The organism is Nereida ignava (genome assembly GCF_001049735.1).
Taxonomy (GTDB): domain Bacteria; phylum Pseudomonadota; class Alphaproteobacteria; order Rhodobacterales; family Rhodobacteraceae; genus Nereida; species Nereida ignava.
Genome location: NZ_CVPC01000005.1, coordinates 312281 through 334703, shown reverse-complemented (window position 1 = coordinate 334703; position 22423 = coordinate 312281). Strand labels below are relative to the sequence as shown.

Genomic DNA, 22423 nt, shown 5'->3' with positions numbered 1-22423 from the left:
AGGCCTGTCTATATCTGCTGCTGCCTACAATGTGCCATGCCACTGCCAGTACCACAAGATATAGAGGTGCCCCGCCGCCACCCAATGAGTGCATACCCAGCAAAAAAACCAAGTGCCGTTGCGGCCACATCCAAAGGATCAAAAAAACCGTGGGCACTGTATGCGCGCAGCATATTTGGAAGCCAAACGGGCAAAATCATACTTTGTGCCAATTCAAAGCCAATACCGATCGCTGCCAGAAAAACACACCACACAAGCACCGCGATACGGCGCTCAAACAGCAGCCAACCCGCCAAAGCAAACGCCAAACTATGCAGAAACGCGGGGGCTATGCCAACAAGCAAACCACCAAAACCAAAGTCCCGCAGCACATAAACGCCACAGCCCAACCCAAATATAAAACAGACACACAAACTAACGATTAAGTAATTCATCTCTCTTATTTCACAAAAAAAACCTAATTTGCTCCTAAGAAAGAGATGCTCTGATGAGAGTTTTATTGAGTAATTGAGTATCGAGATGAAAACACAGCCAATTTCCATGAAGGAAAGGGCAGACGCGCTGCACTTGTCAGGTAAATGGCAAGAGGCGATGCCCCTCTATGCGCGCTATCTGGCACGGCATCCGGCGGACGCGGGCGCGTGGACCAACTTTGGTATATTGCTGCGGAAAACGAAGAATTACGAACAGGCTTTGCTAGCTCAAAAGCGGGCCTTCGCGCTCGATCCCCATTCGGGCGATATGCACAACAATCTGGCGAATATTCTGGGGGATATGGGTGAGCTTGAGCAGTCATGCGCGCTGCGACTTGAGCTGATTGCAAAGGCGCCAGACAGCCCCGATCAGATCGCCCTCGCCGGACGAAGCATGCGCATCGCCGGTGATCTGGACAGGGCAATCACATACCTAAGCAAGGCCGTTGAAACCTACCCCGATGATGCTGAATTGCGGATGCAGTTGGCTTTTTCACACCTAACAGCGGGAAATTATGCGGAAGGCTTTGCCCATTATCAGGCACGGTGGGAGCAAGCGGAAATAACCCCACCAAAAGTTGCAAAGCCCAAGTGGGCAGGTGAAGATATCGCCGGCAAAACGATCATGGTTTTCCCCGAACAGGGCTTTGGTGATTGCGTTTTATTCGCTCGATTTATGCCATGGTTAGCCTCGCTAGGTGCGCGCGTCATATTACTCGCAAAGCCCCAAATCGCGCCTATGCTCGCTAAAATTAAAGGTGTGGATCTGCTCATCTCGGACCCGGCTGATGCGCCGGAATTCGACGTTTGGACCAGTATGCTCGACATACCCATGCATGCTTTCGCAAGTGGTATTGGTATTCCGGAATGTACGAAACTGTCTTTACCAGATGACAGCGTCAGCCACGCCAAGCGCGATGTTTCCCCGCACCAAAACCTGTTCAAAATTGGTGTCGTTTGGTCCGGCTCTGCCACATACAAGGGCAATGACTCTCGCAGGTTTGATCATAAACACTTGCTCCGTCTGGCCGCCATTGATGAGGTGCAATGCTACTCGCTTTACAAAGGCCCCTACCTTGATGCGTTTCACAGAGATGGCACCTCAGGTCTAATTGTTGATCTCGCTTCGTCTGATCGCAGCTTTGCTGACAGTGCCGCGGTCATTGCCGAGATGGATTTGATCGTAACCATGGATACCGCCATCGCGCATATTGCAGGCGTCCTTGGGAAACCCGTCTGGAACCTGCTGCATTGGGACGGTTTTTGGCTTTATGGCAAGAGCAGCACGACAACGCCGTGGTACCCCAACATGCGCCTTTATCGCCAACCAAAACCCCGGGATTGGGATGCGGTATTCGATGAGGTTGTAAGTGATTTGAAGAGTTTAATGAGTAGCTGGAAAACCCCACATGGATAACATACTCACCCCCGTTTCGCCCGGTGAAGTACTGGATAAAATAACGATTTTGCGCCTTAAGCTTGAAAAAATCGCTGATGCAGAAAAACTTAAAAACGTGGCGTATGAACTGCGTATTTTAGAGGATACAGCGGCGCAACACATAGCCCCATCAACGCAACTCACCAAGCTGACGGACGCGTTGCAGAAGGTGAATGCCAAGCTTTGGGACATTGAGGATGACATCCGCATTTGTGAGCGCAACAGGTCGTTCGGCGATGCATTCGTTGACCTTGCCAGAGCCGTCTACGTCACGAACGATGAACGCGCGCGCCTAAAGCGCGAAATCAACGTTCACCTCGGCTCTGCAATTGTTGAAGAAAAATCCTACGCCCCAATGAGCAAAAGCGCATGAAGCCTTCAGAACACCTCCGCGAGGGGAAACGCAATCTTGCAGCAGCAGAGGCGGCCATCAACGCCGCCTTGAAAAATCGCAAGGACCGCTCGCGGGCAACACTTAATCGTCAACTGCACGAAATTCGGCTGCATTCCCCTGACTACCGCTACACGTCGCAAGCGGGCCAAGACGCAGTCATCGATAGGTTGTTTGGCGGCAAGCCTGGGACATTCGTTGATGTAGGTGGCTTTGACGGCATCACCGGATCAAATACGCTGTTTCTGGAGGTGTTTCGGGGCTGGACCGGCGCATTGGTAGAGCCTGTTCCACGCAATTTGCAAAAGGCCAAAACAGTGCGCCGCTGTCCGTGCCTTGGGTTTGCAGTGAGCAAAAATGATGGCGCGGCCAGCTTTATAGAGGTGCAGCAGGGCTATACCCAGATGAGTGGTCTCGCCGAGAGTTACGATACCAATATGCTGGCGAAAGTTCGCGCCGATCAACGGCACAAAGAAGAAGTGATTGAGGTCGAAACGCGGCGGCTGTCCACGCTTCTTCTGGACCTAGACATCCCTCACCCCGACTTCGTCAGCCTTGATATTGAAGGCGGCGAGGTCCAGTGCCTAGAGGATTTTCCATTTGCAGCGCACCGCGTCAAAAGCTGGAGTATTGAAAACAACACCAGCGGTCCCGAAATTCCTGCGATCATGCGGGCTAATGGCTACGAGCTTATTGAATTTTGCGGCCCCGATGATCTGTTCGTGCATCGTGATTTTATAAAAATCTAGCGCCGCAAATCCACTTAGAACCCGTAGAAGAAGCCCGCGTTATTTTGCAACACAATCCGTGCCGCAATCAAACCGATGAACGCCACCAATGGAGCAAGATCAAGCGCGCCCATGTCCGGCAGAAAACGGCGGATCGGCGTGTAAATCGGCTCAAGCAAACGGTTCAGCCCGTACCAGATTTGCGCAACGATCGGCTGGCCCATATTCAACACTTGAAAGTTCAAAAGCCACGACATCAAGATGTGCGCAATCATAACAAACCAAATCACATCAAGGATCAGCATCAGAATTTCGTAAAGCGATTGCATGGGTAGCGGCCCCTTTGTTTCTCTTGTTTGTGCATAGGTAAGCGCGCATCAGTTCAAGAACAACTGCTTTCCGTGACGTTAGGCACTGAAATTACCCCGTGACGCGCCTGTAAAGATACCTATCTAAGGGATGAAAGGTCGTAACCCATGTATCCCATCATTCGTGTCATCAAAGAACTTATTGCCCATCGAAACGCCGCGCCAATTTCGGTGACAGGCACGCACACCAGCACGCACCGCTGTTGGCCACAGGACATCGATTACTACTTTGAGATGAACAACGGCCGCATCCTTACGCTGCTTGATCTGAACCGCACGGTGCTGGCAAAGCGCACGGGACTGCTTAAAGTTCTCCGCGCAAACAACTGGGGCCTGACCATGGCCGGAGTGTCCGTGCGCTATCGTCGCCGCATCAGACCGTTTGAAAAGTTCGAAACCAAAGGCCGCGCGCTGTGCTGGGATGAGCGGTTCATCTATCTTGAGCAAGTGATGATCAAAGCGAATGGCGAAACCGCCAATCAGGCGCTCTATCGGTCTGCAGTAACAGGCCCTAACGGGATTGTGCCGCCCGCTTTGGTTTTGCAGCAGCTCGGCCAGGACATAACTACATCCCCGACACCACCCGAATGGGTGCAAAACTGGATCGATGCAGACGCAACCCGTCCTTGGCCACCGAAAATTTTGTCTGAGCCCTGAAAACCAAGGGTTGCCAAACGCCCCCCGTCCCGCGTCTTATTCTTTGTGATACATCTGCGGAATGTGCGGGCCTATGGCGAACACCGAATTGAAGAAGCGCGTTTGGGGCTGGATGGCTTTCGACTGGGCCGCGCAGCCCTTCTACACACTTGGGTGGACCTTCATTTTTGCACCATATTTTGCAGTGGTCGCCACGCAATACTTCATGGGGGCGGGACTTGATGAAGCAACCGCTGATGCGCAATCCCAAGCGCTTTGGTCTTGGGGACAAACTGCCACAGGCCTGCTAATTGCCATCACTGCCCCGTTCATTGGCGCCTACGCCGACAGCTCTGGCAGGCGCATACCCTATGTGGTTGGATTTTCAATTTTGTTCGTGCTCTCCGCGTGCTTCATGTGGGTTTTGCAACCTGACGGCACGGGGCTTTATTTGGCTTTGGCAATGTTTTGTGTGGCATTCATTGCCGCCGAATTTGCGCTTATCTTCACCAATGCATTGCTGCCAAGTCTTGGGCCAAGCGACGAAGTTGGCAAGATCAGTGGCGCGGGATTAGCAATTGGCTATGCCGGTGGTGTGGTCTCACTTGTGATCATGTTGCTCTTTTTTGCCGAGGGCGATGCGGGCAAAACATTCATTGGCCTTGATCCGATCTTGGGTCTTGATGCTGATGCCCGCGAAGGCACCAGATCCGTTGGGCCGTTCACAGCCCTTTGGTTTGCGCTGTTTATGATACCATTCTTTTTGTGGGTTCGCGAGGACACGTCACAACATCAGAAAACGTCTGTTTCTGCCGCCTTGAGTGAGCTGCGCTTGTCTTTTGGGGCAATCGTGAAAAGGCGTAGTCTTGCATGCTATCTCGGCTCGTCCATGTTCTACCGCGACGCGCTTAACGGCCTTTACAGCTTTGGTGGCGTCTACGCGGCATTGGTGCTCGACTGGTCCATCACAATGATCGGCGTGTTTGGCATCACAGGCGCATTAGCCGCGACATTGTTCACCTATGTGGGCGGTGTGTGCGACAAACGATTTGGTCCAAAACCCGTCATCATCTTTTGTATTTTCGCGCTCGTTTCAGTCTGCATCAGCTTGGTTGCTATGTCCCGCGAGATGTTCTTCGGAGTGCCCCTGCCCCAAGGCAGCGCAGTTCCCGACATCGTCATGTATATCTGCGGCGCGGTTATTGGTGGCGCGGGCGGTGCGCTGCAAGGGGCAAGTCGATCGCTGATGGTGCGCCACGCCGACCCAGAGCGCCCGACCGAGGCCTTCGGCTTTTTCGCCCTGTCCGGCAAAGCAACAGCATTTCTGGCCCCTGCATTGATCGGCATCACAACGACGATTACCAACTCTCCGCGTCTGGGCATCGCGCCTGTCGTGGGGTTGTTCCTTCTGGGGCTTATCTTGCTAAGGTGGGTCAATCCGAAAGGGGAAGTGTATGAGACGAGTACTTAGCGCAATTGCAGCAACAACATTTTTAGCTACCTGCGGGGCAAGTTCAGACCGTGATATTTCAGGCGCACAAACAAAGCGGCCAACCCTGACACAGGCCGAGCGCACCACACTTGCCAAAGTGCAATTCGGAGCCGCGAAAACGCCAGCAGCCACGACACCACAAGCGATCGGCGGATACGCAAAAGGCTGTTTAGCAGGTGCCGAGGCATTGACCGAGACAGGGCCAACATGGCAAGCAATGCGCCTGTCGCGCGGTCGAAACTGGGCGCATCCCAACACTATTGATTATGTTCAGAAGCTATCACGCTTTGCAGCTACCCAACCTGGTTGGGAGGGTCTTTACATCGGCGATATGGCGCAGCCCCGTGGTGGCCCAATGCTGACGGGGCATCGCAGTCACCAAACGGGACTTGGCATTGATGTCTGGATGCTTCCGCCCCAGCGGTTGAACCTCACAGCCTCCGAGCGGGAAAATATATCGTCAATCTCTACACGGCGCGCGCGAGGCGCCTATACCAACGACAACTGGACGCCTGCGCATATGAACATCCTGCGGGCTGCGGCAAAAGATAGCCGCACTGCGCGGATTTTTGTCTTTCCAGGTGCAAAAGTTGCCATGTGTGATGCTGAAACCGGTGACAAATCGTGGCTCAATAAAATTCGGCCTTGGTCGGGTCACCACTATCATTTTCACGTCCGCTTAAACTGTCCCAAAGGCGATACCGCGTGCGTTAGTCAGCCGGCACCGCCTAAGGGCGACGGTTGCGATGACGCGCGCAAATGGGTCCGCGACATCCTTGATCCGCCACCCCCTGATCCCAACGCACCGCCACCGCAGAAACGACGCGAATTAACGCTGAACGATCTGCCCGCGCAATGCACCGCGGTCCTACGCGCGGACTAGCCAACATTTAGGTTTTTCTTGCAAGGTTTGCACAACGCGCCTAAACGCAGCGTGTCCATCGTGCACGCGCTTGGGCCGAGTCTCCGCAACCTTGTAAAACGGATCTACATTATGCAACGTTCTTACCTGCCAGGCATTCTGGCTATGGCCGCTGTCGTGGTCGCTTCAAACATTCTTGTACAATTTCTTCTCGGCGATTGGCTAACTTGGGGTGCATTCACCTACCCTATCGCCTTCCTTGTCACCGACCTGATGAACCGCCTTTATGGCCCAAGCGCTGCGCGCCGCGTAGTGTTTTCAGGCTTTGTCGTTGGCGTCATTTGCTCACTGGTCGGCACGCAAGTAATGCTTGAATTCGGCCCTGCCGTAACCCTACGCATCGCGCTTGGATCAGGTACAGCTTTCCTGGTCGCACAATTGCTTGATGTCGCAATCTTTGATCGCCTGCGCAACGGCACTTGGTGGCGAGCCCCGCTGGCATCGACTGTGATTGGATCATCCATTGATACGGCGCTGTTCTTCACCATCGCATTTTCGGCAAGCCTGTCGTTCATCGAGCCTGCCAACGATGTATCATGGGCTGGCGATGTTTTGCCCATCTTGGGCGTCGGTGGACCTGCGCCGCTTTGGGTCTCGCTGGCCGTAGCTGACTGGATGGTGAAACTATCACTTGCCTTGATCGCACTTATCCCGTTTCGGCTGCTTGTCGCTAGCTTGGGCAAAGGACCGCAAAAAACTGTTTGAGATTTTAGATAGCTGTGCAAACATTCAGTTATCGGAAACAAAACGGAAGGAGGTGATCCAGTGATCAGAGAAGCATTGGAGACAGGTAACGGGACAATTCGGGAGGCGCGCCTCTAACGGCAGACCTTAGGGCGATAGCCCCGAAGTGGGACCAGCGCGACGCTGGTATCTAACCTACCCACCTCCTTGATCTCGAAAGGGCTGCTCACCAATTGGGCGGCCCTTTTTACTTTTACAACAAGACCCGAACTGGCTGCGTTTATCATGATGATTAGCAACAAAATCACCCTGCAGGATTGGGAGTTGACCGAGAGCTTTACGCGCTCGTCCGGACCGGGCGGGCAAAATGTGAACAAAGTTGCAACGGCGGTTGAGTTGCGTTTTGAGGCGGCCCGTTCGCCCAATCTTGCGCCACCTGTCAAGGCACGGTTAAAGCGGCTCGCCGGTCAAAAGTGGACGACCGAAGGTGCCATTGTGATCCGCGCAGAAGAAACCAGATCACAGGCGCGCAACCGCGAGATTGCCCGTGAACGGCTACGTGATCTGATCCGAAAAGCACTTGAAACGCCAAAAAAACGCGTTGCAACAAAGCCCACTTGGGGCAGTCAGAAACGTAGGCTTGCCGCCAAAAAGAACCGTGGCGAGGTGAAGTCTTTGCGCGGTAAAGTCAGTACTGATGATTAAACTTCGACACTCTGCGCGACTTGCTCGCCTACGTTGAACACACGCTTATACCGCGCAATTTCATCCGCCGGGCCCATCGCCTTGTTGGGATTATCTGACAGCTTCACGGTGGGCTGGCCATTGGCCTCAACCGCTTTGCAAACCATCGAAAACGGCGCAAGCCGATCACCGTCAGTCAGGCCTCGGAAGTCGTTGGTCAAAAGCGTACCCCACCCGAACGAGACGCGACAGCGCCCGTCAAACTGTTTGGCCAGTTGCACGATTTTATCTTCGTTAAGACCATCGCTAAAGATGATTAGCTTCTTGGTTGGGTCCTCGCCACGCTCTTTCCACCACGCAATCGCAGTCTCGGCGGCCGTAGCGGGATCACCGCTGTCGACGCGAATACCCGTCCACCCCGCAAGCCAATCAGGAGCACGGTCAAGGAACCCTTGCGTGCCGTATGTGTCAGGCAAGATCACACGTAAATTACCTTCGTGCTCATCATGCCAATCCGACAAAACCTGATAAGGCGCTTGGGCCAACTCTTCATCCGTTTGAGCAAGCGCCGAATAAACCATCGGCAATTCATGCGCGTTGGTCCCAATCGCCTCAAGGTCCCGGTTCTTGGCGATCAAACAGTTCGATGTTCCCAGAAACGAATTGCCCAACCCTTCGGTCATCGCCTGTACACACCAGTCCTGCCACAAAAATGAGTGGCGGCGGCGCGTACCAAAATCAGCAATCATCAGGTTGTCTACTGTGCGCAATTTTTCAATTTTGCCCCACAGCTTAGTCATGGCGCGGGCATAAAGGACCTGTAATTCAAAGCGACCCATCTCGCCCAAAACCGCGCGCCCGCGAAGCTCCATCAAAACAGACAGCGCCGGGATTTCCCACAACATGACCTCTGGCCATGACCCCTCAAAGGTCAATTCATACTGATCGCCGATACGCTCAAGATGGTATTCCGGCAGCGTGAGGGATTCAAACCAGTCCATGAAATCAGGGCGGAACATCTGGCGCTTGCCATAAAAAGTATTGCCGCGCATCCATGTGCTTTCACCGCGCGTCAAAGACAGACTACGAATATGGTCAAGCTGCTCGCGCAACTCCCCTTCGTCGATCAGCTTTGCAAGCGGCACATCCTGTGAACGATTGATCAAACTAAACCGCACTTGGGTGTCCGGCTTGTTGCGGAACACAGACTGGCACATCAGCAATTTATAAAAGTCAGTATCAATCAGGGACCGAACGATAGGGTCAATCTTCCATTTGTGGTTCCAAACCCGCGTCGCAATATCAACCATCGACCTGCACTCCCGCCTCTTTCATCCCAGCAAGGGCCGCCGCAAGCGAGCCGTCCAAATCAATCCCACGGCACAGATCAAGATCAACACGTACATCAAACCCAAGCCGTGCCGCATCAACTGCAGAAAAGTTGACGCAAAAATCAGTCGCCAAACCAACCATTGTCAGCTTCTGAATGCCGCGCGTGCGCAGGTATCCCTCAAGGCCCGTTGGCGTTGTTTTGTCGTTTTCAAAAAATGCCGAATAACTGTCGATGAGTGGGTTGGTACCTTTGCGAATGATCAGATCAGCACGCGCGTCATTAAGGTCTGCATGAAACGCACCCCCGCGGCTGGCCTGAACGCAGTGGTCTGGCCATAAAACTTGCGCGCCATAGGGCATATCAATCAGGTCATAAGGCGCACGTCCACCGTGACTGCTGGCAAACGATGAATGCCCTGCGGGGTGCCAATCTTGGGTCAACACAACACACGAAAACTCATCCATCACTGTGTTAATTCCTGCGACGACAGCCTCGCCATCTGGCACGGCCAAAGCCCCGCCTGAACAAAAATCGTTCTGCACATCAATCACGATGAGCGCTTCATTCGGCGCGCGGGTCACAGGCAATCCTTCCCATTCATACTTAAGGATAATGGGTAAAAGGCCCATCCGGCCCCGTCAATGCCAAGCCGCCTTGAAAGCCGCCATCGCCCGCCCCCAATGGCATACTTGCGCGATGCCAGCCTTAGGCGTAAATGCAGCTTTATGTATACGATTGCTGCACTCTACCACTTCACCCGCTTTGCCGATCACCAAGCCCTGCAAGCGCCTCTTAAATCCGCGTGTGACACAAACGGCATCATGGGCACGTTGTTGTTGGCCCCCGAAGGGATCAACGGCACAATTGCAGGCTCGCGCAGCGGTATCGACAACATCGTCGCATACCTCAAATCATTGCCCGGCTGCGCCGATCTTGAATGGAAAGAGTCGACGTCCCGAGACGCGCCGTTCGGACGCATGCGCGTGCGTCTTAAACGTGAGATCGTCACGATGGGCCAACCAAACGTGGATCCAAAAGCCCATGTTGGCCACTATGTTGCACCGCAAGACTGGAACGAATTGATCGAGCGCGACGACGTGGCAGTCATTGATACACGCAACGATTATGAAGTGGGCATCGGCACATTCAAAGGCGCAATTGACCCGGAAACGACCAGCTTTGGCGAATTTCCAGCCTGGTGGGAGGCCAACAAGGACCGCTTGCACAACAAGAAAATCGCCATGTTCTGTACGGGCGGTATCCGCTGCGAGAAATCAACGAACTATTTGATGAGCCAAGGTGTAAACGATGTGTTTCACCTCAAGGGCGGCATCTTGAAGTACCTCGAGGAAGTGCCTGAGGAACAGAGCACATGGGAAGGCTCGTGTTTTGTATTCGACGGCCGCGTATCGGTTGAGCACGGGCTGCGTGAAGGCCCTCACGAGATGTGTCACGCGTGCCGCAAGCCTGTTTTGCCAGAAGACAAAACACGCGCAGAATGGGAAGAAGGCGTTTCTTGCCACCAGTGCATTGGTGAGACCTCGGAAGACGATAAAACACGCTTCCGTGAACGCCAGAAACAGATACGGCTAGCCCGCGAACGCGGGATCACTCATATGGGTATTCACGGAATTGAGTGAATATTGCGGTTCTTCCGTCATATATTTATTTAGACGGATAGGCCGGTTAAGCCGTATTCATTGTTTGACATGGATTTTTTACTATTGACTCAATCTTTTTGATTGTGACGTATTGATGACACGAAGGACAATGCAATGATTGTCATACCAACTCCGCCTGTTATCAGTTCGTGGACGTGAAAAATTGACTGCATGAACATCACGAGCGATAATGCAAATATGGAGTAAAATGCTCCATGTTCCAAATATCGAAACTCCGCAAGTGTGCCTTTTTCAACGAGCATAATCGTCATCGCCCTCACATACATGGCGCCAATACCAAGACCAATCGCGATCAGGAGTATGTTGGTCGTTAGCGCAAAAGCACCAATAACGCCATCGAACGAAAAGCTAGCATCTAGTACTTCAAGGTACAAAAATGCCCCTAAACCACCTTTAGCACCAATTTCAGCGGTCCGGCCTGCTATATTATCTAAAACTGTACCGAGCCCATCAACTGCTACAAACACAAGCAGACCCATGATTGCTGACGTAACAAATTGAGCTGAATAATCATTGGGAATAATTCGTGAAATGGTAAGTACAATAATCAAAACTAACGCAATTTCCAAACCTCGGACAGAACTACAGTAGCGTAGACCTCTTTCAATTGGACCAATCCAATCAATAGTTTTTTCGCCATCAACAAAAAACTTAAGTGCTACCATCATCAAGAAGGTTCCCCCAAATGCTGATATTGGACCATGTGCTTTGCCAATAATACGCGAGTACTCATCTGGATCAGCAAGCGCTAGATGCATTGCCGCGAAAGGATTTATCCAAACAAAAATCGCAACAATGGCCAGAGGAAAAACGATGCGCATACCAAAAACTGCAATTAAGATGCCCCACGTCAGAAACCTCTGACGCCAGACCGGTGTCATTTCTTCAAGTTTGTTGGCGTTTACAATTGCATTATCAAAAGAAAGTGCGATCTCAAGTGCTGCCAAAACAATGCCAACGATTAAAAACGATATAAGGCCCGAAATAGTGCCTTCAGTAGCCCAACCAAGCCAAGCAGAGAGAAGTAGCCCGACAACAGTAGTAGCTAAGGGCCATTTTAAATATGAAGTTACGGTACGTTCGCTATTCATAAATTAATTCCCTGACATTATTTCGGGCAGCCACAGTACTAACTGGGGGAATGCAAAGATTAAGCTTAGGCCGAGGAGCTGTACCAACATGAATTGCATCATTCCTAGGTAAATGTCCTTCAAGTCCCAATTTGGCACCACTCCCTTTAGAAAATAAGCTGAAAGCGCAACTGGAGGCGATAGCCAAGCTGTTTGAAGGTTTACAGCAACCAAAATTCCAAACCACACCATGAGATCATATCTCGATAACCCATGAATATCTAAAGCCTCTACAGTAGGTAACAAGATTGGCACCACAATCAATACAATTGGAACCCACTCAAGTGGCCAACCCAGCAAGAAAATAAGAGCCATTACTAAAAGCAGAATTAGATACGGAGACATATCTAGTCCAAGCAATATTTCTGTCATCATCCGAGGCGTTCCTAGAGCACTAAATTGCGCGCCAAAGAAGTTGGAGGCAGCGACCAAGAACATGATCAGAACAGTAATTTCTAAAGCTTTGATCAAGCTGTCAAAGAAGCTAGGCAAGGTAAACTTTCGGTAGCCAACTGACAAAAGTATTGCACCAAATGCGCCCATAGCGGCAGCCTCCGCTGGCGTTGCAAGGCCCAAAAGTATCGAGCCCAACGCAAACGAAATTAAGATTGTCGGAGGCATTAGGCCCGCAAAAAACTCATCCCACAACGCAGAGAATTCAAATGTAACATTGGCATCATGAGAGTAAATATGACGCCCAAGATATGTTAAAATGAAGATAAATCCTGTAAATATCAAAGGCCAGGCTGGCGTTGCTTCACTTAGAGCAAAGTTGCTCACGAGCATATAAACGTGAAACAACACAGCTAGCGGTACTACGATCCGTAGTGCAGCCAGGCTCCGATAGGCGCGATGAGATATGATTATTACTAAAATCATGATAAACAGTCCGCCGAAGGGCATGACTGAAGCAAATTGGCCGCTAATGGATAGCCCAAAAATTCGACAGATAGTCAGGACGCCGAGACATACCAACGCAACTTCAGCACCATAGTGACTAGAAGTTCTTGGTTGGTCTTCTTTAGACAGGATTGGCCCCAGTGCGGGGTTTAGCCAACAGCGACCCAATGTGTACAATAAGTAAAGAGAAGCTAACAAAGCGCCTGGTACGAATGCTCCTCTAAAGAGATCAAGTGTAGAGACTTCAAGCACCGGCCCCATGACAATCAACATAATTGACGGAGGGATCAGGATACCCAACGTGCCACCAGCGGTGATCGTTCCGGCTGCAAGTTGCACATTGTAGCCGGAACGACTCATTGTTGCACCTGCCATAATTCCTAAAAGTGTGACCGAGGCACCAACGATACCAGTGGCAGCCGCGAAAATCGTCGAAACGATTAAAACTGCAACAAAGAGTGATCCTCGTACTCGCGCCATTATCATCTGTATCGAGGAAAAAAGTCGCTCCATAAGACCAGCCGACTCCATCACAATGCCCATAAGGACAAAGAGCGGCACGGCCATCAATTGGTCGTTCAGCATTGTAGAGTTGGTATTCAAGGTCATTAGAAGCGTAGTAAGTTTAAAGTTTGCTCCCCAAATTCCAAAAACAAAGCCTAGAAAAATCAGGGTGAATGCAATTGGGAACCCAATAAAGATCACAAACAACATTGAACCAAGCATTATTAGACCAATAACCGGCTTACTAATGCTCGATTTCGCCACCATTAAACTTTCAAACCAGGCCCCACCTGGCACAAAATCAGGCTGGAAAACTGCCAGGATTAGCCAAGCCAGAGTTATTACATAAATTGGTAACGCTTTAACAAACCAAGTTTCACGTTCTTTCCCCATCTTATGGAAAGCTCTGAAAATCTCTGGAATTCCTTGTAGCGTCAATAAGATAGCGCCTATTGGCATAGCTATTCGAGCTGGCCAAAGAAGAGGTCCCCAGGCACTGTCAACTTGCATAGTCTCACCAGTGACAAACGACAGCCACCAATATTGCGAAGCTACAATAGTAAAAAATATCATCGAAGGTATAAAAAATACTAGGTACAAAATCGCATCAACCGTGGCTTGGGTCTTAGGGCTCCAATTTCTGTATAAAAAATCAGCGCGGATGTGTACTCCGCGCATCAATCCGTAGCCTGCGGCACCCATAAACAAGACACCTGCAATCATCCTGCTTGTATCATAAACCCAAAGGGTTGGACCCAAACCAAGACTTCGAGCAAATTCTTCAAAACCTGCGTTCGAAAGAATTGAGAAAGAGTTTCGAGAGAAAACCTCGAAGACCACCGCTGCAATCAAAGGTACCATTAATACTGCTATTATCTGACCTGCACGATAATTCAGGACGTCAATGGCCGCAGTTATTGGGCGCTGCCAAGCTGTCATATCTTTGGGTGTATCACCGGGAGCTTCCGCGCGACGCTCGGCAATCAGCTCATCTGCAATTTCGAGCTCTTCTATGTTCACTTGATCCGCGGCCATAACCGTTCCCATCCTTAAGAATAATTGCAGTAATATTTTCAATTTTGATGAACGGTTTCTGCGTCACATGAACCGTTCATCAAAATTGAAGCGCGGAGCAATGATGCCCCGCGCAACTAATTAGGTTATTTTAGGGTGTCTGCGTGTGCCTTACCCAAGCTAGCATTAGCCGCTTGCGCGCCAGCCCAGAAAGGTACTGCAATGTCAGCAAAATCTTTTTGTGACTGCCAGACTTCCGCAAAGAATTCATTTGAGTCAGACGCCTCTTGAAGAGCGTTTTTCGCTGCAGCCATGTACTCAGTGAAATAGTCCGCAGGTGTATCTTCAAGGATAACACCATGGTTTTCAGTCAGGTCTTTCAACGCTTTGCCGTTTTCATAAATCCGGTAAGACATTGATTTTGATAAAGACGCTGTCGAAGCGACCTCAAGCGCTTTTTTCTCTAAATCGCTAAGGCTGTCGTAGAAGTCGCCATTGATATACATATCAGCGTTTACAACGACCTGGTGGAGACCCTGCAGGTAGTAGTGCTTCAATACCTTCTGAAAGCCAAATACACTATCTGGCTTCGGGCAACACCATTCGGCCGCATCAATGGTCCCTTTTTCGAGTGCGGGTAGAATGTCTCCACCGCCCATCGCTACTGCAGGAACACCAATATCCGCGTAAGCTGCACCAACCATGCCTGGAGGAGCTCGGAAGCGCATCTGACGGAAGTCATCCATAGATTCGATTGGCTCAGGGAACCAACCCAGGGCCTCAGGGCCAACTGGCTGCAACATGAAGCCTTTGACGTTCACACCCATCTCGTCCCAAAGGCGATCGTACAATTCCTTGCCACCACCATATTGGAACCAACTTAAGAAAGCGATGTTATCCATGCCAACGCCTGCACCAGCGACTGGTGCACCAAACAAGTTAGCCGCTACGTGCTTGCCGCCCCAGTAATGGGTCCAAGCAAAGCCGCCTTCAACAAGACCAGCGTCTACCGCGTCCATGATGTCTCGCGGACCAACAACGGCACCAGCTGGAAGTATTTCTACAGTAAGCGATCCACCGGTCAATGCTTCGACATCTTTGCCGAAGTCAGCCAGCATAGTCACTTCGTCAGATGACGTTGCAAGTACAGATTGGATCCGCAAGACTTTTTCCGCCATCGCTGACGACGCCATTAGCGCAATTGCAGTAGCACCAGCAGCTACGTATTTAATATTGAACATTTGGTTCCTCCCGTTAGTTCAAGCCCTCTTATTATTAATGACCACTCTGAGTTGAAGGCTTCACAACAGAGGGTGTAGATTACTTACTCGTCGAAATTTTCTACAAGCAAGTAAGATCGATAAGCATCAAAGCTTTGCATCCTCTAGTATGAGTTCAGCAGCTCGTTCGCCAATCATTATGCAAGGTGCATTTGTGTTGCCACTGACAATGGTAGGCATAATCGAAGCATCCGCGACACGAAGGCGATTTATTCCTCTTACCTTTAGCTTCGGATCCACCACAGAAAAATCATCAATGCCCATTTTGCAAGTTCCAGTTGGGTGGTAGATGGTAACTGCCGTTTCTCGCGCCCAAGCCAACGTGGCTTCATGATCATCAAAAGCAACACCAGCTCCCGGCGCATATTCTTCTGTAATATGGTCTTTAATCGGCTGACTTTGGGCAATCGTTCGAGCTATTTGGATCCCTTTTACAATTGTTTGGCAGTCGTTGTTTGTCGCCAAGTAATTTGGATAAATGAGTGGGTGATCGTCCATATTCGCGGACTTCAACGACAAATGTCCGGTACTTTCAGGCCGCAGTTGTAAGACTGAAGCAGTGAAAGCAGAAAACCGATGGGGCCCATCTGCTGGTTTATCAGCGCTCCAAGGTTGAATATGAAATTGTATGTCAGGTGTTTCTAGTCTTGGATCTGTTTTCAAGAACGCCGTTCCAAGGCTAGCCGCCATTGTCATTGGACCACGCTGAGACAAAGCATATTGCATCGCCATGATGCCTTGTTTGAAGATATTATTAGCTTCTACGTTTATCGTGCTGAGATTGGTTTTATATACTGGCCTCGCCTGCAAGTGATCTTGAAGGTTTTTGCCGACGGCTTTAATTTTTATTTTAGTTTCAATCCCATGCTTCATAAGTTCATCGGGGTCACCGATCCCGGAAAGCATAAGAATTTGCGGTGAACCAATGGCACCAGCGCTTAAGATTACCTCTTTGCGGGAAAAAAAATCCTCCATCAATCCATGATGCTTGACACGGATGCCTACTGCCTCACCACGTTCAACGATGACTTTTTCCGTTTGAGTATCAGTGATTATATGCAGGTTTTTTCTCGTTCGAATAGGCCTGAGATATGCAGCCGCTGAAGAGCATCTTCGACCCTTCTTCATCGTCAACTGAAAGTAACCAACCCCTTCTTGTTCACGCCCATTATAATCGGGATTACGTTTGTATCCGGCATTAACTGCCGCATCCAACCATTTATCAACAACTGGACGTGTCAGTCGCGATTTTTGCACGGAAAGCGGGCCGTCGGTGCCCCTGTCATCATCAACATGGTCTCCATTCCAAGTTTCAGAACGCTTGAATAGAGGCCCAACTTGCTCCCAACTCCAGCCATTACAACCTAACTGAGCCCAGTGATCGTAGTCTTGCCTCTGACCTCTCACATATAACAAACCGTTTATAGAACTGGAGCCACCTAGCACTCTACCGCGAGGCCACGAAATTGAGCGCCCTGCAATACCTGCGTCCGCCTCCGTTTTGTAGCACCAATCGGTTTTTGAATTACCCATGGTTCGAAAGTATCCAACAGGTATATGGATCCAGAGATTCCGATCCATTGATCCAGCTTCGACCAACGCAACTGAATAACGCCCATCATCCGACAGCCTGTTGGCGAGCGCACATCCTGCGGAGCCAGCTCCCACGATTATATAATCAAATTCACTAGACATGTGATCAGTTACACCTTAGTATCAAAAAATGAGACTTTTATTCTCTATTTCCTCTCACGTTACACCTTTTATTTTTAATTGCATCAATTTTTTGAATTTGTTGATTTGCAAGGCGAAGAAATGACGAAATCCCAGCGTATCCCCACAAATCTTAGAACCCTGAAAATCCTTGAAGTTTTGGGGAGCAGCGAGAGCGCTATGACCGCAACAGAAATCAACGCCCAATTGGACTTACCCAAACAAACGGTTCATCGACTTTGCGCAACATTGGAGCAAAATGGCTTTATCAACAGAAAACACATGAGCAAGAAATACCAGATTGCGAGGCGATTGCGGATCATGGGCGCAGGCCTTTTGCACAGTTCTCGGGATTATATCGCTCGCCATCAAATTTTATTGGGAGTCAACGAGCAAATTGGTGAAACCGTAAACTACGCTGTTCCGGGGGCAGACGGAATGAACTACCTGGATCGCGTAGAGACAGATTGGGCTTTTCGAATTCAGCAGCCAATTGGCTCTAGCGTTCCTTTCCACTGCACAGCTAGCGGCAAGTGTTTTTTAGCCAATCTCCCGAAGAGGCATCAATTAGCTCTTGTCGAAAGCCTTAACCTTACTGCAATGACGGTGAATACTATAACCGATAAAGCCGTACTCATAGATGAACTAAGCGAGATAAGAGCCAACGGCTACGCCCTTGATAGAGAAGAATTCATGCCCGGTTTGATAGCAATTGCTGTACCGATTTTCGACCTTGAAAATCGATTTGTCGCGGGGTTAGCTTATCATGGACCAACCCAACGACTGAACCTTTCATCCATGATTGAGACTAGAGAAGTACTTATAACTGCAAGCCAAAAATTAGAAAAAATACTTTTTCTGGAGTGATTTTTTGTTGTGTATCATGTCTGCCTCAAGCAAGCTTCAACGGTATTTTAGGACAAAATATACGAATTTCTAACCCACTGTTTAAGCGCTAATGGAGAACTAAGACATTATGAAAATATTTCGTTATTCAATTATATTTTTATACTGTCTCACGCTATCGGCGTTCGCCAGTCCTCGGTACTTTCTTTTCCCAGGCGAAGCTATTGAATTTTCTTCTAAATATGATCAAAATTTGAACATCTTCGGTATCGTCAACAGCATAAAAAGCTCGGACAACAGCGAGATCGGTTACGAGTTCAAATTATTAGACCGATCAAATAGCGTTACGGTAATTTACGATAGTTATCTGCCTGAACTCTTCGGACCCGGGATTCCAGCCGTCATCAGCGGTAAATTTAAAAACGACATCTTCGTTGCCACCACCATTTTACTTGAATTTAGCTCAGATTTTTTTCCAGAAGCCGCCCTTAACGAGCTCAAATCTTATGGAGTAATGATTGAAAATTAAACTGTTTGAAGAGTTAGCCCGTTAGTCTGATTGTGATCCTTTAATTACCGTATTTTAAGAGAAAAATTCAAAGATTTTAACTTAATCAAAGTAATCTTTTACATCCTAATTGGGATATCAGAACTCTAAAGTAGCCGGCCGGAAAATTTAAAAATCGAGGTTTTCAACCGACAACGCGTTGTTCTGAATAAAGTCGCGACGCGGCTCAACGACGTCCCCCATCAGCTTTGTAAAGATGTCATCTGCATCTGCCACGTCTTCAATTTTGACTTGCAACAGGGTCCGCGCATCAGGATCCAGAGTCGTCTCCCAAAGCTGATCAGGGTTCATTTCCCCTAGACCTTTGTAGCGCTGCAGCGACAGACCTTTTTCGCCCTCTTCAAGGACAGCAGCCAACAGATCAAGCGGACCGTAAATTGGTACGGTACGATCTTTGCGATACAACTTGGCAGGCAGGCTATATACTTCTTGAAGCGCCTCAGTCATCGTGCCGGTCCGACGCGATTCACCGCTGCGCAGCATAGGCCCGTCTAGAACCCGCGCTTCCTCAACGCCGCGTAAAATTCGGGTCAAACGCATGCCTTTGTCTTGGGTTGGGCGGCCCGTCCAGCCGCGCTCGTACTCAAGCGCAATCAAGTTCAAACGCTCTGCGACTTTGTCCGCAACGCCCTGCAAATCGGCGTCCAGAACGCCCGGCACAAACGCCCCAGCGATCGCAGCTTGCTCAAGAATATGACGCGGATAGTGGGTTGGGAATGCCTCCAGCACTCGGCGCACTTGACGCGCATCTTCGACGACACGGCGCAAATCTTGACCTGAAATCTCTTCACCCGATTGTAACTGCAAAACAGCACCGTCGATCCCTTGGTCAATGAGGTAATCATCCATCGCCGCTTGGTCTTTTAGGTAAACTTCGGACTTACCGCGTGCCACTTTGTAAAGCGGTGGTTGCGCAATGTAGAGGTAACCCTTTTCGATCAACTCAGGCATCTGACGGAAGAAGAACGTCAACAAGAGCGTCCGAATGTGGGCACCATCAACGTCCGCATCGGTCATGATGACGATTTTGTGGTAGCGCAACTTTTCAATGTTGAACTCGTCACGGCCAATGCCAGTACCAAGCGCCATCACAAGATTACCAATCTCTTGGCTGCCAAGCATGCGATCAAAACGCGCGCGCTCAACGTTCAAAATCTTACCTTTCAGGGGCAAAATAGCTTGCGTCTGACGGTCACGGCCAGTCTGCGCTGAGCCCCCCGCAGAGTCACCCTCGACGAGGAAAACTTCAGTTTTTGACGGGTCTTTTTCCGAACAGTCTTTCAGTTTACCCGCAAGGAAATTTACATCCATGGCCGTCTTGCGACGCGTCAGTTCACGGGCTTTGCGCGCAGCCTCTCGCGCCATTGCCGCCTCAATGATTTTGCCGACAACAATCTTGGCCTCATTGGGGTTCTCGCCGAACCACTCGAGAAGTTTCTCTCCCACAAGGCTTTCAACTGCAGGGCGGACTTCGGACGACACAAGTTTGTCTTTGGTTTGGCTAGAGAATTTCGGATCCGGCACTTTTACCGACAAAACGCAGGTCAGCCCTTCACGGGCATCATCACCCGTAAAGTTCACCTTTTCACGTTTGGCGATGCCTGTATCTTGGGCATATTTTTGAATAGTCCGCGTCAACGCACTACGGAAACCCGCCATGTGGGTGCCACCATCACGCTGCGGAATGTTGTTGGTGAATGGCAGCACATTCTCGTGATAGCTGTCATTCCACCACATCGCGACTTCAACGCCGATGTCGTCTTTTTCACCTTTAACGTAGATGGGCGTGTCCATCACAGAAGACTTTGAGCGATCCAAATATTTAACGAATTCTTTCACGCCACCGTCGTAAAACAACTCACTCTTCAATGCTTCTGCAGGACGCTCATCAACCAAGATGATCCGCACACCCGAGTTCAAAAACGCCAGTTCGCGCAGCCGCTTTTCAAGGGTTTCAAAACTGTAATCAAGATTGCTGAACGTCTCTAGAGACGAAAGAAAACGCACCTCAGTACCTGTCTCTTCAGAGGGGCCTACCCGCTCAAGATGTTTGACTGTATCGCCGCGCTCAAACCGTGCGATATGCTCGGACCCATCACGCCATACACGCAGCTCAAGCCAATCCGACAATGCATTTACAACCGACACACCAACACCGTGAAGGCCGCCCGAAACCTTGTAGGAATTGCTGTCAAACTTACCGCCTGCGTGCAGCTGTGTCATGATGACTTCTGCTGCAGAAACACCTTCTTCTTCGTGCATTCCAACAGGAATGCCGCGGCCGTTGTCACGAACCGAAATGCTCGAGTCATCGTGAATTGTAACCGTGACATAATCCGCATGACCGGCCAGCGCCTCGTCAATCCCGTTATCAACGACCTCGTAGACCATGTGGTGCAGACCAGAACCGTCATCGGTATCGCCGATATACATTCCAGGGCGCTTACGAACAGCCTCTAACCCCTTGAGAACCTTAATAGAATCGGCACCGTATTCCTGCGGTGTGACTGGCGTGTCGGACATGCGATTGTTACCTCGTATTTTCACACTTTTATACGAGGTTTAGCGCTGATTGTCACGCCTCACCGCTATATTTTGCGTCAGGTAAACGGAATGACCAACCCAACCAAAATCAGCAATACTCCACTGGTCAGATTGATCCGTTTTAGGCCTGTTTGAGAGGTCAAGACTGCGCGGATTCGCTCGACAAATACGGCCAAAATTATGTTGCCTGTCAGCGGAACAACAAACGACAATGTACAAATCATAAACGCATCGCGCCACGTTACCTGCGTCAGATCAAAGAACCCCGGTAAGACGCCAACATAGAACAAGATCGCCTTGGGATTGCCGATGATCACCGCAATACCGGCCACAAACCCCGCCATCATGCCGGGTCGAGTTAACCTGCTGTCTGAGCCAAGGGCGCGGTCATAATTACGGATCAGAGAGTATCCCATAACAAAAAATATGATCGAAGCCGCATATCGCAGGACAATCATAAATTCCTCAAACTGAGTGACAAAGACAGACACGCCAAAAATGGCCACGATTGGCCACAGGAAGTCACCCAAAGCCACACCAAGGGCGAGCGGCCAAGCGGACTGAAATCCACCAGATAACCCACGGGCAATCAAAGCCACCCAAACGGGTCCGGGCGTCATGAACAAGACAAGCAGCGAGCCCGCATAAAGAAGCGCGCCCGCCAAATCGATGGTCATGCAATGTGCCCTTCGTCATTGAGCGGCCAAAACGGATTACACGCGACCTCCCAAACATGGCCATCTGGATCAGCGAACGCCCCAGAATAGCCGCCCCAAAAGATAGCCGCTGGTTTCTTCACAGGTTTGGCGCCTGCACTTAATGCCAAGTCATACGCCGCATCGACTTCGGCCTCGGTTGGGTAGTTTTGTGACAGATTTGACGCGCCACACCCCAAATCGTCGATGCTCAAATCAAGATCTTCAGCCATTTTCCCAAGACTGTAGAGCCCAAACTTAGCGCCGCCGATATCGTAGAAAGCGACATCATCCGTCGCTTCTTCCAAAACCCAACCAAGCGCCGCGTAGAAAGCTTTCGACACAGCCAAATCGGCGACACCTAAAGTGATTAACGTAACTCTGTTTGCCTGCACTGC

At 50.2% G+C, this 22423-nt stretch carries 22 protein-coding genes; 11 read left to right on the top strand and 11 right to left on the bottom strand.

Going from position 1 to position 22423, the window contains the following annotated elements; genetic code table 11:
- Window positions 1–8: 8 nt before the first annotated feature.
- The gene (locus tag NIG5292_RS06285) at window positions 9–542 is read right to left on the bottom strand and encodes a hypothetical protein (RefSeq protein WP_143081913.1); all 534 of its coding nucleotides are present in this window, start codon (window positions 540–542) and stop codon (window positions 9–11) included.
- On the opposite strand from NIG5292_RS06285, the gene NIG5292_RS06280 reads away from it, so the two are divergent.
- From NIG5292_RS06280 to NIG5292_RS06270, 3 genes are read left to right on the top strand one after another with little or no spacing between them, the layout of a single operon-like run.
- A complete protein-coding gene (locus tag NIG5292_RS06280; RefSeq protein WP_048598630.1) occupies window positions 520–1890 on the top strand; it encodes a tetratricopeptide repeat-containing glycosyltransferase family protein in 1371 nt (456 codons plus the stop codon). The genes NIG5292_RS06285 and NIG5292_RS06280 overlap by 23 nt on opposite strands.
- Window positions 1883–2284, top strand: a complete 402-nt coding sequence (locus tag NIG5292_RS06275) for a DUF6165 family protein (RefSeq protein WP_048598629.1) — start codon at window positions 1883–1885, stop codon at window positions 2282–2284. The genes NIG5292_RS06280 and NIG5292_RS06275 overlap by 8 nt, the downstream gene beginning before the upstream one ends.
- Window positions 2281–3051: an FkbM family methyltransferase gene (locus NIG5292_RS06270; RefSeq protein ID WP_048598628.1), complete on the top strand. Its 771-nt coding sequence runs from the start codon at window positions 2281–2283 to the stop codon at window positions 3049–3051. The genes NIG5292_RS06275 and NIG5292_RS06270 overlap by 4 nt, the downstream gene beginning before the upstream one ends.
- 14 nt (window positions 3052–3065) lie before the next feature.
- On the opposite strand, the gene NIG5292_RS06265 is transcribed toward NIG5292_RS06270, so the two are convergent.
- On the bottom strand, window positions 3066–3359 hold the full coding sequence (locus tag NIG5292_RS06265; protein ID WP_048598627.1) for a YggT family protein: 294 nt from the start codon (window positions 3357–3359) through the stop codon (window positions 3066–3068).
- Window positions 3360–3506: 147 nt separating this feature from the next.
- On the opposite strand from NIG5292_RS06265, the gene NIG5292_RS06260 reads away from it, so the two are divergent.
- The 5 genes from NIG5292_RS06260 (at window position 3507) to arfB (ending at window position 7837) form a co-directional block, all read left to right on the top strand.
- Window positions 3507–4055 (top strand): acyl-CoA thioesterase, encoded by a 549-nt coding sequence (locus NIG5292_RS06260; protein ID WP_048598626.1) that lies wholly within the window; start codon window positions 3507–3509, stop codon window positions 4053–4055.
- Window positions 4056–4128: 73 nt separating this feature from the next.
- Window positions 4129–5505 (top strand): MFS transporter, encoded by a 1377-nt coding sequence (locus NIG5292_RS06255; protein WP_048598625.1) that lies wholly within the window; start codon window positions 4129–4131, stop codon window positions 5503–5505.
- Window positions 5489–6409, top strand: a complete 921-nt coding sequence (mepA, locus tag NIG5292_RS06250; protein ID WP_048598624.1) for a penicillin-insensitive murein endopeptidase — start codon at window positions 5489–5491, stop codon at window positions 6407–6409. Before NIG5292_RS06255 ends, mepA begins: the two co-directional genes overlap by 17 nt.
- 111 nt (window positions 6410–6520) lie before the next feature.
- Complete coding sequence (locus NIG5292_RS06245; protein WP_048598803.1) at window positions 6521–7153, top strand: queuosine precursor transporter; 633 nt, start codon at window positions 6521–6523, stop codon at window positions 7151–7153.
- Between the two features lie 264 nt (window positions 7154–7417).
- Window positions 7418–7837 carry an alternative ribosome rescue aminoacyl-tRNA hydrolase ArfB gene (arfB, locus tag NIG5292_RS06240; protein WP_370726433.1) on the top strand — a complete coding sequence of 140 codons (420 nt, stop codon included), beginning with the start codon at window positions 7418–7420 and terminating at the stop codon, window positions 7835–7837.
- On the opposite strand, the gene pncB is transcribed toward arfB, so the two are convergent.
- Window positions 7834–9126, bottom strand: a complete 1293-nt coding sequence (gene pncB, locus NIG5292_RS06235) for a nicotinate phosphoribosyltransferase (RefSeq protein WP_048598623.1) — start codon at window positions 9124–9126, stop codon at window positions 7834–7836. The two genes, arfB and pncB, sit on opposite strands and share 4 nt — an antisense overlap.
- Window positions 9119–9778 (bottom strand): bifunctional nicotinamidase/pyrazinamidase, encoded by a 660-nt coding sequence (gene pncA / locus NIG5292_RS06230; protein WP_082136642.1) that lies wholly within the window; start codon window positions 9776–9778, stop codon window positions 9119–9121. The genes pncB and pncA overlap by 8 nt, the downstream gene beginning before the upstream one ends.
- 96 nt (window positions 9779–9874) lie before the next feature.
- Between pncA and trhO the strand changes: the two genes are divergently transcribed.
- On the top strand, window positions 9875–10789 hold the full coding sequence (gene trhO / locus NIG5292_RS06225) for an oxygen-dependent tRNA uridine(34) hydroxylase TrhO (protein ID WP_048598800.1): 915 nt from the start codon (window positions 9875–9877) through the stop codon (window positions 10787–10789).
- Between the two features lie 89 nt (window positions 10790–10878).
- Here trhO and NIG5292_RS06220 read toward each other — a convergent pair whose 3' ends face one another.
- The 4 genes from NIG5292_RS06220 to NIG5292_RS06205 form a co-directional block, all read right to left on the bottom strand.
- Window positions 10879–11922 (bottom strand): DUF475 domain-containing protein, encoded by a 1044-nt coding sequence (locus tag NIG5292_RS06220; RefSeq protein WP_048598622.1) that lies wholly within the window; start codon window positions 11920–11922, stop codon window positions 10879–10881.
- 3 nt (window positions 11923–11925) lie between these two features.
- A complete protein-coding gene (locus tag NIG5292_RS06215; RefSeq protein ID WP_048598621.1) occupies window positions 11926–14400 on the bottom strand; it encodes a TRAP transporter large permease subunit in 2475 nt (824 codons plus the stop codon).
- A gap of 125 nt (window positions 14401–14525) precedes the next feature.
- Window positions 14526–15620, bottom strand: coding sequence for a TRAP transporter substrate-binding protein (locus tag NIG5292_RS06210; RefSeq protein WP_048598620.1), 1095 nt, complete (start codon window positions 15618–15620; stop codon window positions 14526–14528).
- A gap of 126 nt (window positions 15621–15746) precedes the next feature.
- Window positions 15747–17354, bottom strand: coding sequence for a GMC family oxidoreductase (locus NIG5292_RS06205; RefSeq protein ID WP_048598619.1), 1608 nt, complete (start codon window positions 17352–17354; stop codon window positions 15747–15749).
- A gap of 120 nt (window positions 17355–17474) precedes the next feature.
- Between NIG5292_RS06205 and NIG5292_RS06200 the strand changes: the two genes are divergently transcribed.
- Together NIG5292_RS06200 and NIG5292_RS06195 are read left to right on the top strand one after the other, a co-directional pair.
- Complete coding sequence (locus tag NIG5292_RS06200; RefSeq protein WP_048598618.1) at window positions 17475–18239, top strand: IclR family transcriptional regulator; 765 nt, start codon at window positions 17475–17477, stop codon at window positions 18237–18239.
- Between the two features lie 109 nt (window positions 18240–18348).
- The gene (locus NIG5292_RS06195; RefSeq protein WP_048598617.1) at window positions 18349–18747 is read left to right on the top strand and encodes a cytochrome c maturation protein CcmE domain-containing protein; all 399 of its coding nucleotides are present in this window, start codon (window positions 18349–18351) and stop codon (window positions 18745–18747) included.
- 147 nt (window positions 18748–18894) lie between these two features.
- Here the strand turns inward: NIG5292_RS06195 and gyrB are convergent, their stop codons facing one another.
- From gyrB to NIG5292_RS06180, 3 genes are all read right to left on the bottom strand, one after another.
- Entirely contained in the window at window positions 18895–21309 is a 2415-nt protein-coding gene (gene gyrB, locus NIG5292_RS06190) for a DNA topoisomerase (ATP-hydrolyzing) subunit B (RefSeq protein ID WP_048598616.1), read from the bottom strand.
- A gap of 77 nt (window positions 21310–21386) precedes the next feature.
- Window positions 21387–22007, bottom strand: a complete 621-nt coding sequence (locus NIG5292_RS06185) for a LysE family translocator (protein WP_048598615.1) — start codon at window positions 22005–22007, stop codon at window positions 21387–21389.
- On the bottom strand, window positions 22004–22420 hold the full coding sequence (locus NIG5292_RS06180; protein WP_048598614.1) for a VOC family protein: 417 nt from the start codon (window positions 22418–22420) through the stop codon (window positions 22004–22006). Before NIG5292_RS06180 ends, NIG5292_RS06185 begins: the two co-directional genes overlap by 4 nt.
- Window positions 22421–22423: the final 3 nt, after the last annotated feature.

What these genes read in the sequence shown, in the direction of transcription:
- NIG5292_RS06280 (WP_048598630.1), top strand. Translation starts at nt 520, where the DNA reads ATGAAAACACAGCCAATTTCCATGAAGGAAAGGGCAGACGCGCTGCAC.
- NIG5292_RS06285 (WP_143081913.1), bottom strand. Translation starts at nt 542, where the DNA reads ATGGAAATTGGCTGTGTTTTCATCTCGATACTCAATTACTCAATAAAA.
- NIG5292_RS06275 (WP_048598629.1), top strand. Translation starts at nt 1,883, where the DNA reads ATGGATAACATACTCACCCCCGTTTCGCCCGGTGAAGTACTGGATAAA.
- NIG5292_RS06270 (WP_048598628.1), top strand. Translation starts at nt 2,281, where the DNA reads ATGAAGCCTTCAGAACACCTCCGCGAGGGGAAACGCAATCTTGCAGCA.
- NIG5292_RS06265 (WP_048598627.1), bottom strand. Translation starts at nt 3,359, where the DNA reads ATGCAATCGCTTTACGAAATTCTGATGCTGATCCTTGATGTGATTTGG.
- NIG5292_RS06260 (WP_048598626.1), top strand. Translation starts at nt 3,507, where the DNA reads ATGTATCCCATCATTCGTGTCATCAAAGAACTTATTGCCCATCGAAAC.
- NIG5292_RS06255 (WP_048598625.1), top strand. Translation starts at nt 4,129, where the DNA reads ATGGCGAACACCGAATTGAAGAAGCGCGTTTGGGGCTGGATGGCTTTC.
- mepA (WP_048598624.1), top strand. Translation starts at nt 5,489, where the DNA reads ATGAGACGAGTACTTAGCGCAATTGCAGCAACAACATTTTTAGCTACC.
- NIG5292_RS06245 (WP_048598803.1), top strand. Translation starts at nt 6,521, where the DNA reads ATGCAACGTTCTTACCTGCCAGGCATTCTGGCTATGGCCGCTGTCGTG.
- arfB (WP_370726433.1), top strand. Translation starts at nt 7,418, where the DNA reads ATGATGATTAGCAACAAAATCACCCTGCAGGATTGGGAGTTGACCGAG.
- pncB (WP_048598623.1), bottom strand. Translation starts at nt 9,126, where the DNA reads ATGGTTGATATTGCGACGCGGGTTTGGAACCACAAATGGAAGATTGAC.
- pncA (WP_082136642.1), bottom strand. Translation starts at nt 9,778, where the DNA reads ATGGGCCTTTTACCCATTATCCTTAAGTATGAATGGGAAGGATTGCCT.
- trhO (WP_048598800.1), top strand. Translation starts at nt 9,875, where the DNA reads ATGTATACGATTGCTGCACTCTACCACTTCACCCGCTTTGCCGATCAC.
- NIG5292_RS06220 (WP_048598622.1), bottom strand. Translation starts at nt 11,922, where the DNA reads ATGAATAGCGAACGTACCGTAACTTCATATTTAAAATGGCCCTTAGCT.
- NIG5292_RS06215 (WP_048598621.1), bottom strand. Translation starts at nt 14,400, where the DNA reads ATGGCCGCGGATCAAGTGAACATAGAAGAGCTCGAAATTGCAGATGAG.
- NIG5292_RS06210 (WP_048598620.1), bottom strand. Translation starts at nt 15,620, where the DNA reads ATGTTCAATATTAAATACGTAGCTGCTGGTGCTACTGCAATTGCGCTA.
- NIG5292_RS06205 (WP_048598619.1), bottom strand. Translation starts at nt 17,354, where the DNA reads ATGTCTAGTGAATTTGATTATATAATCGTGGGAGCTGGCTCCGCAGGA.
- NIG5292_RS06200 (WP_048598618.1), top strand. Translation starts at nt 17,475, where the DNA reads ATGACGAAATCCCAGCGTATCCCCACAAATCTTAGAACCCTGAAAATC.
- NIG5292_RS06195 (WP_048598617.1), top strand. Translation starts at nt 18,349, where the DNA reads ATGAAAATATTTCGTTATTCAATTATATTTTTATACTGTCTCACGCTA.
- gyrB (WP_048598616.1), bottom strand. Translation starts at nt 21,309, where the DNA reads ATGTCCGACACGCCAGTCACACCGCAGGAATACGGTGCCGATTCTATT.
- NIG5292_RS06185 (WP_048598615.1), bottom strand. Translation starts at nt 22,007, where the DNA reads ATGACCATCGATTTGGCGGGCGCGCTTCTTTATGCGGGCTCGCTGCTT.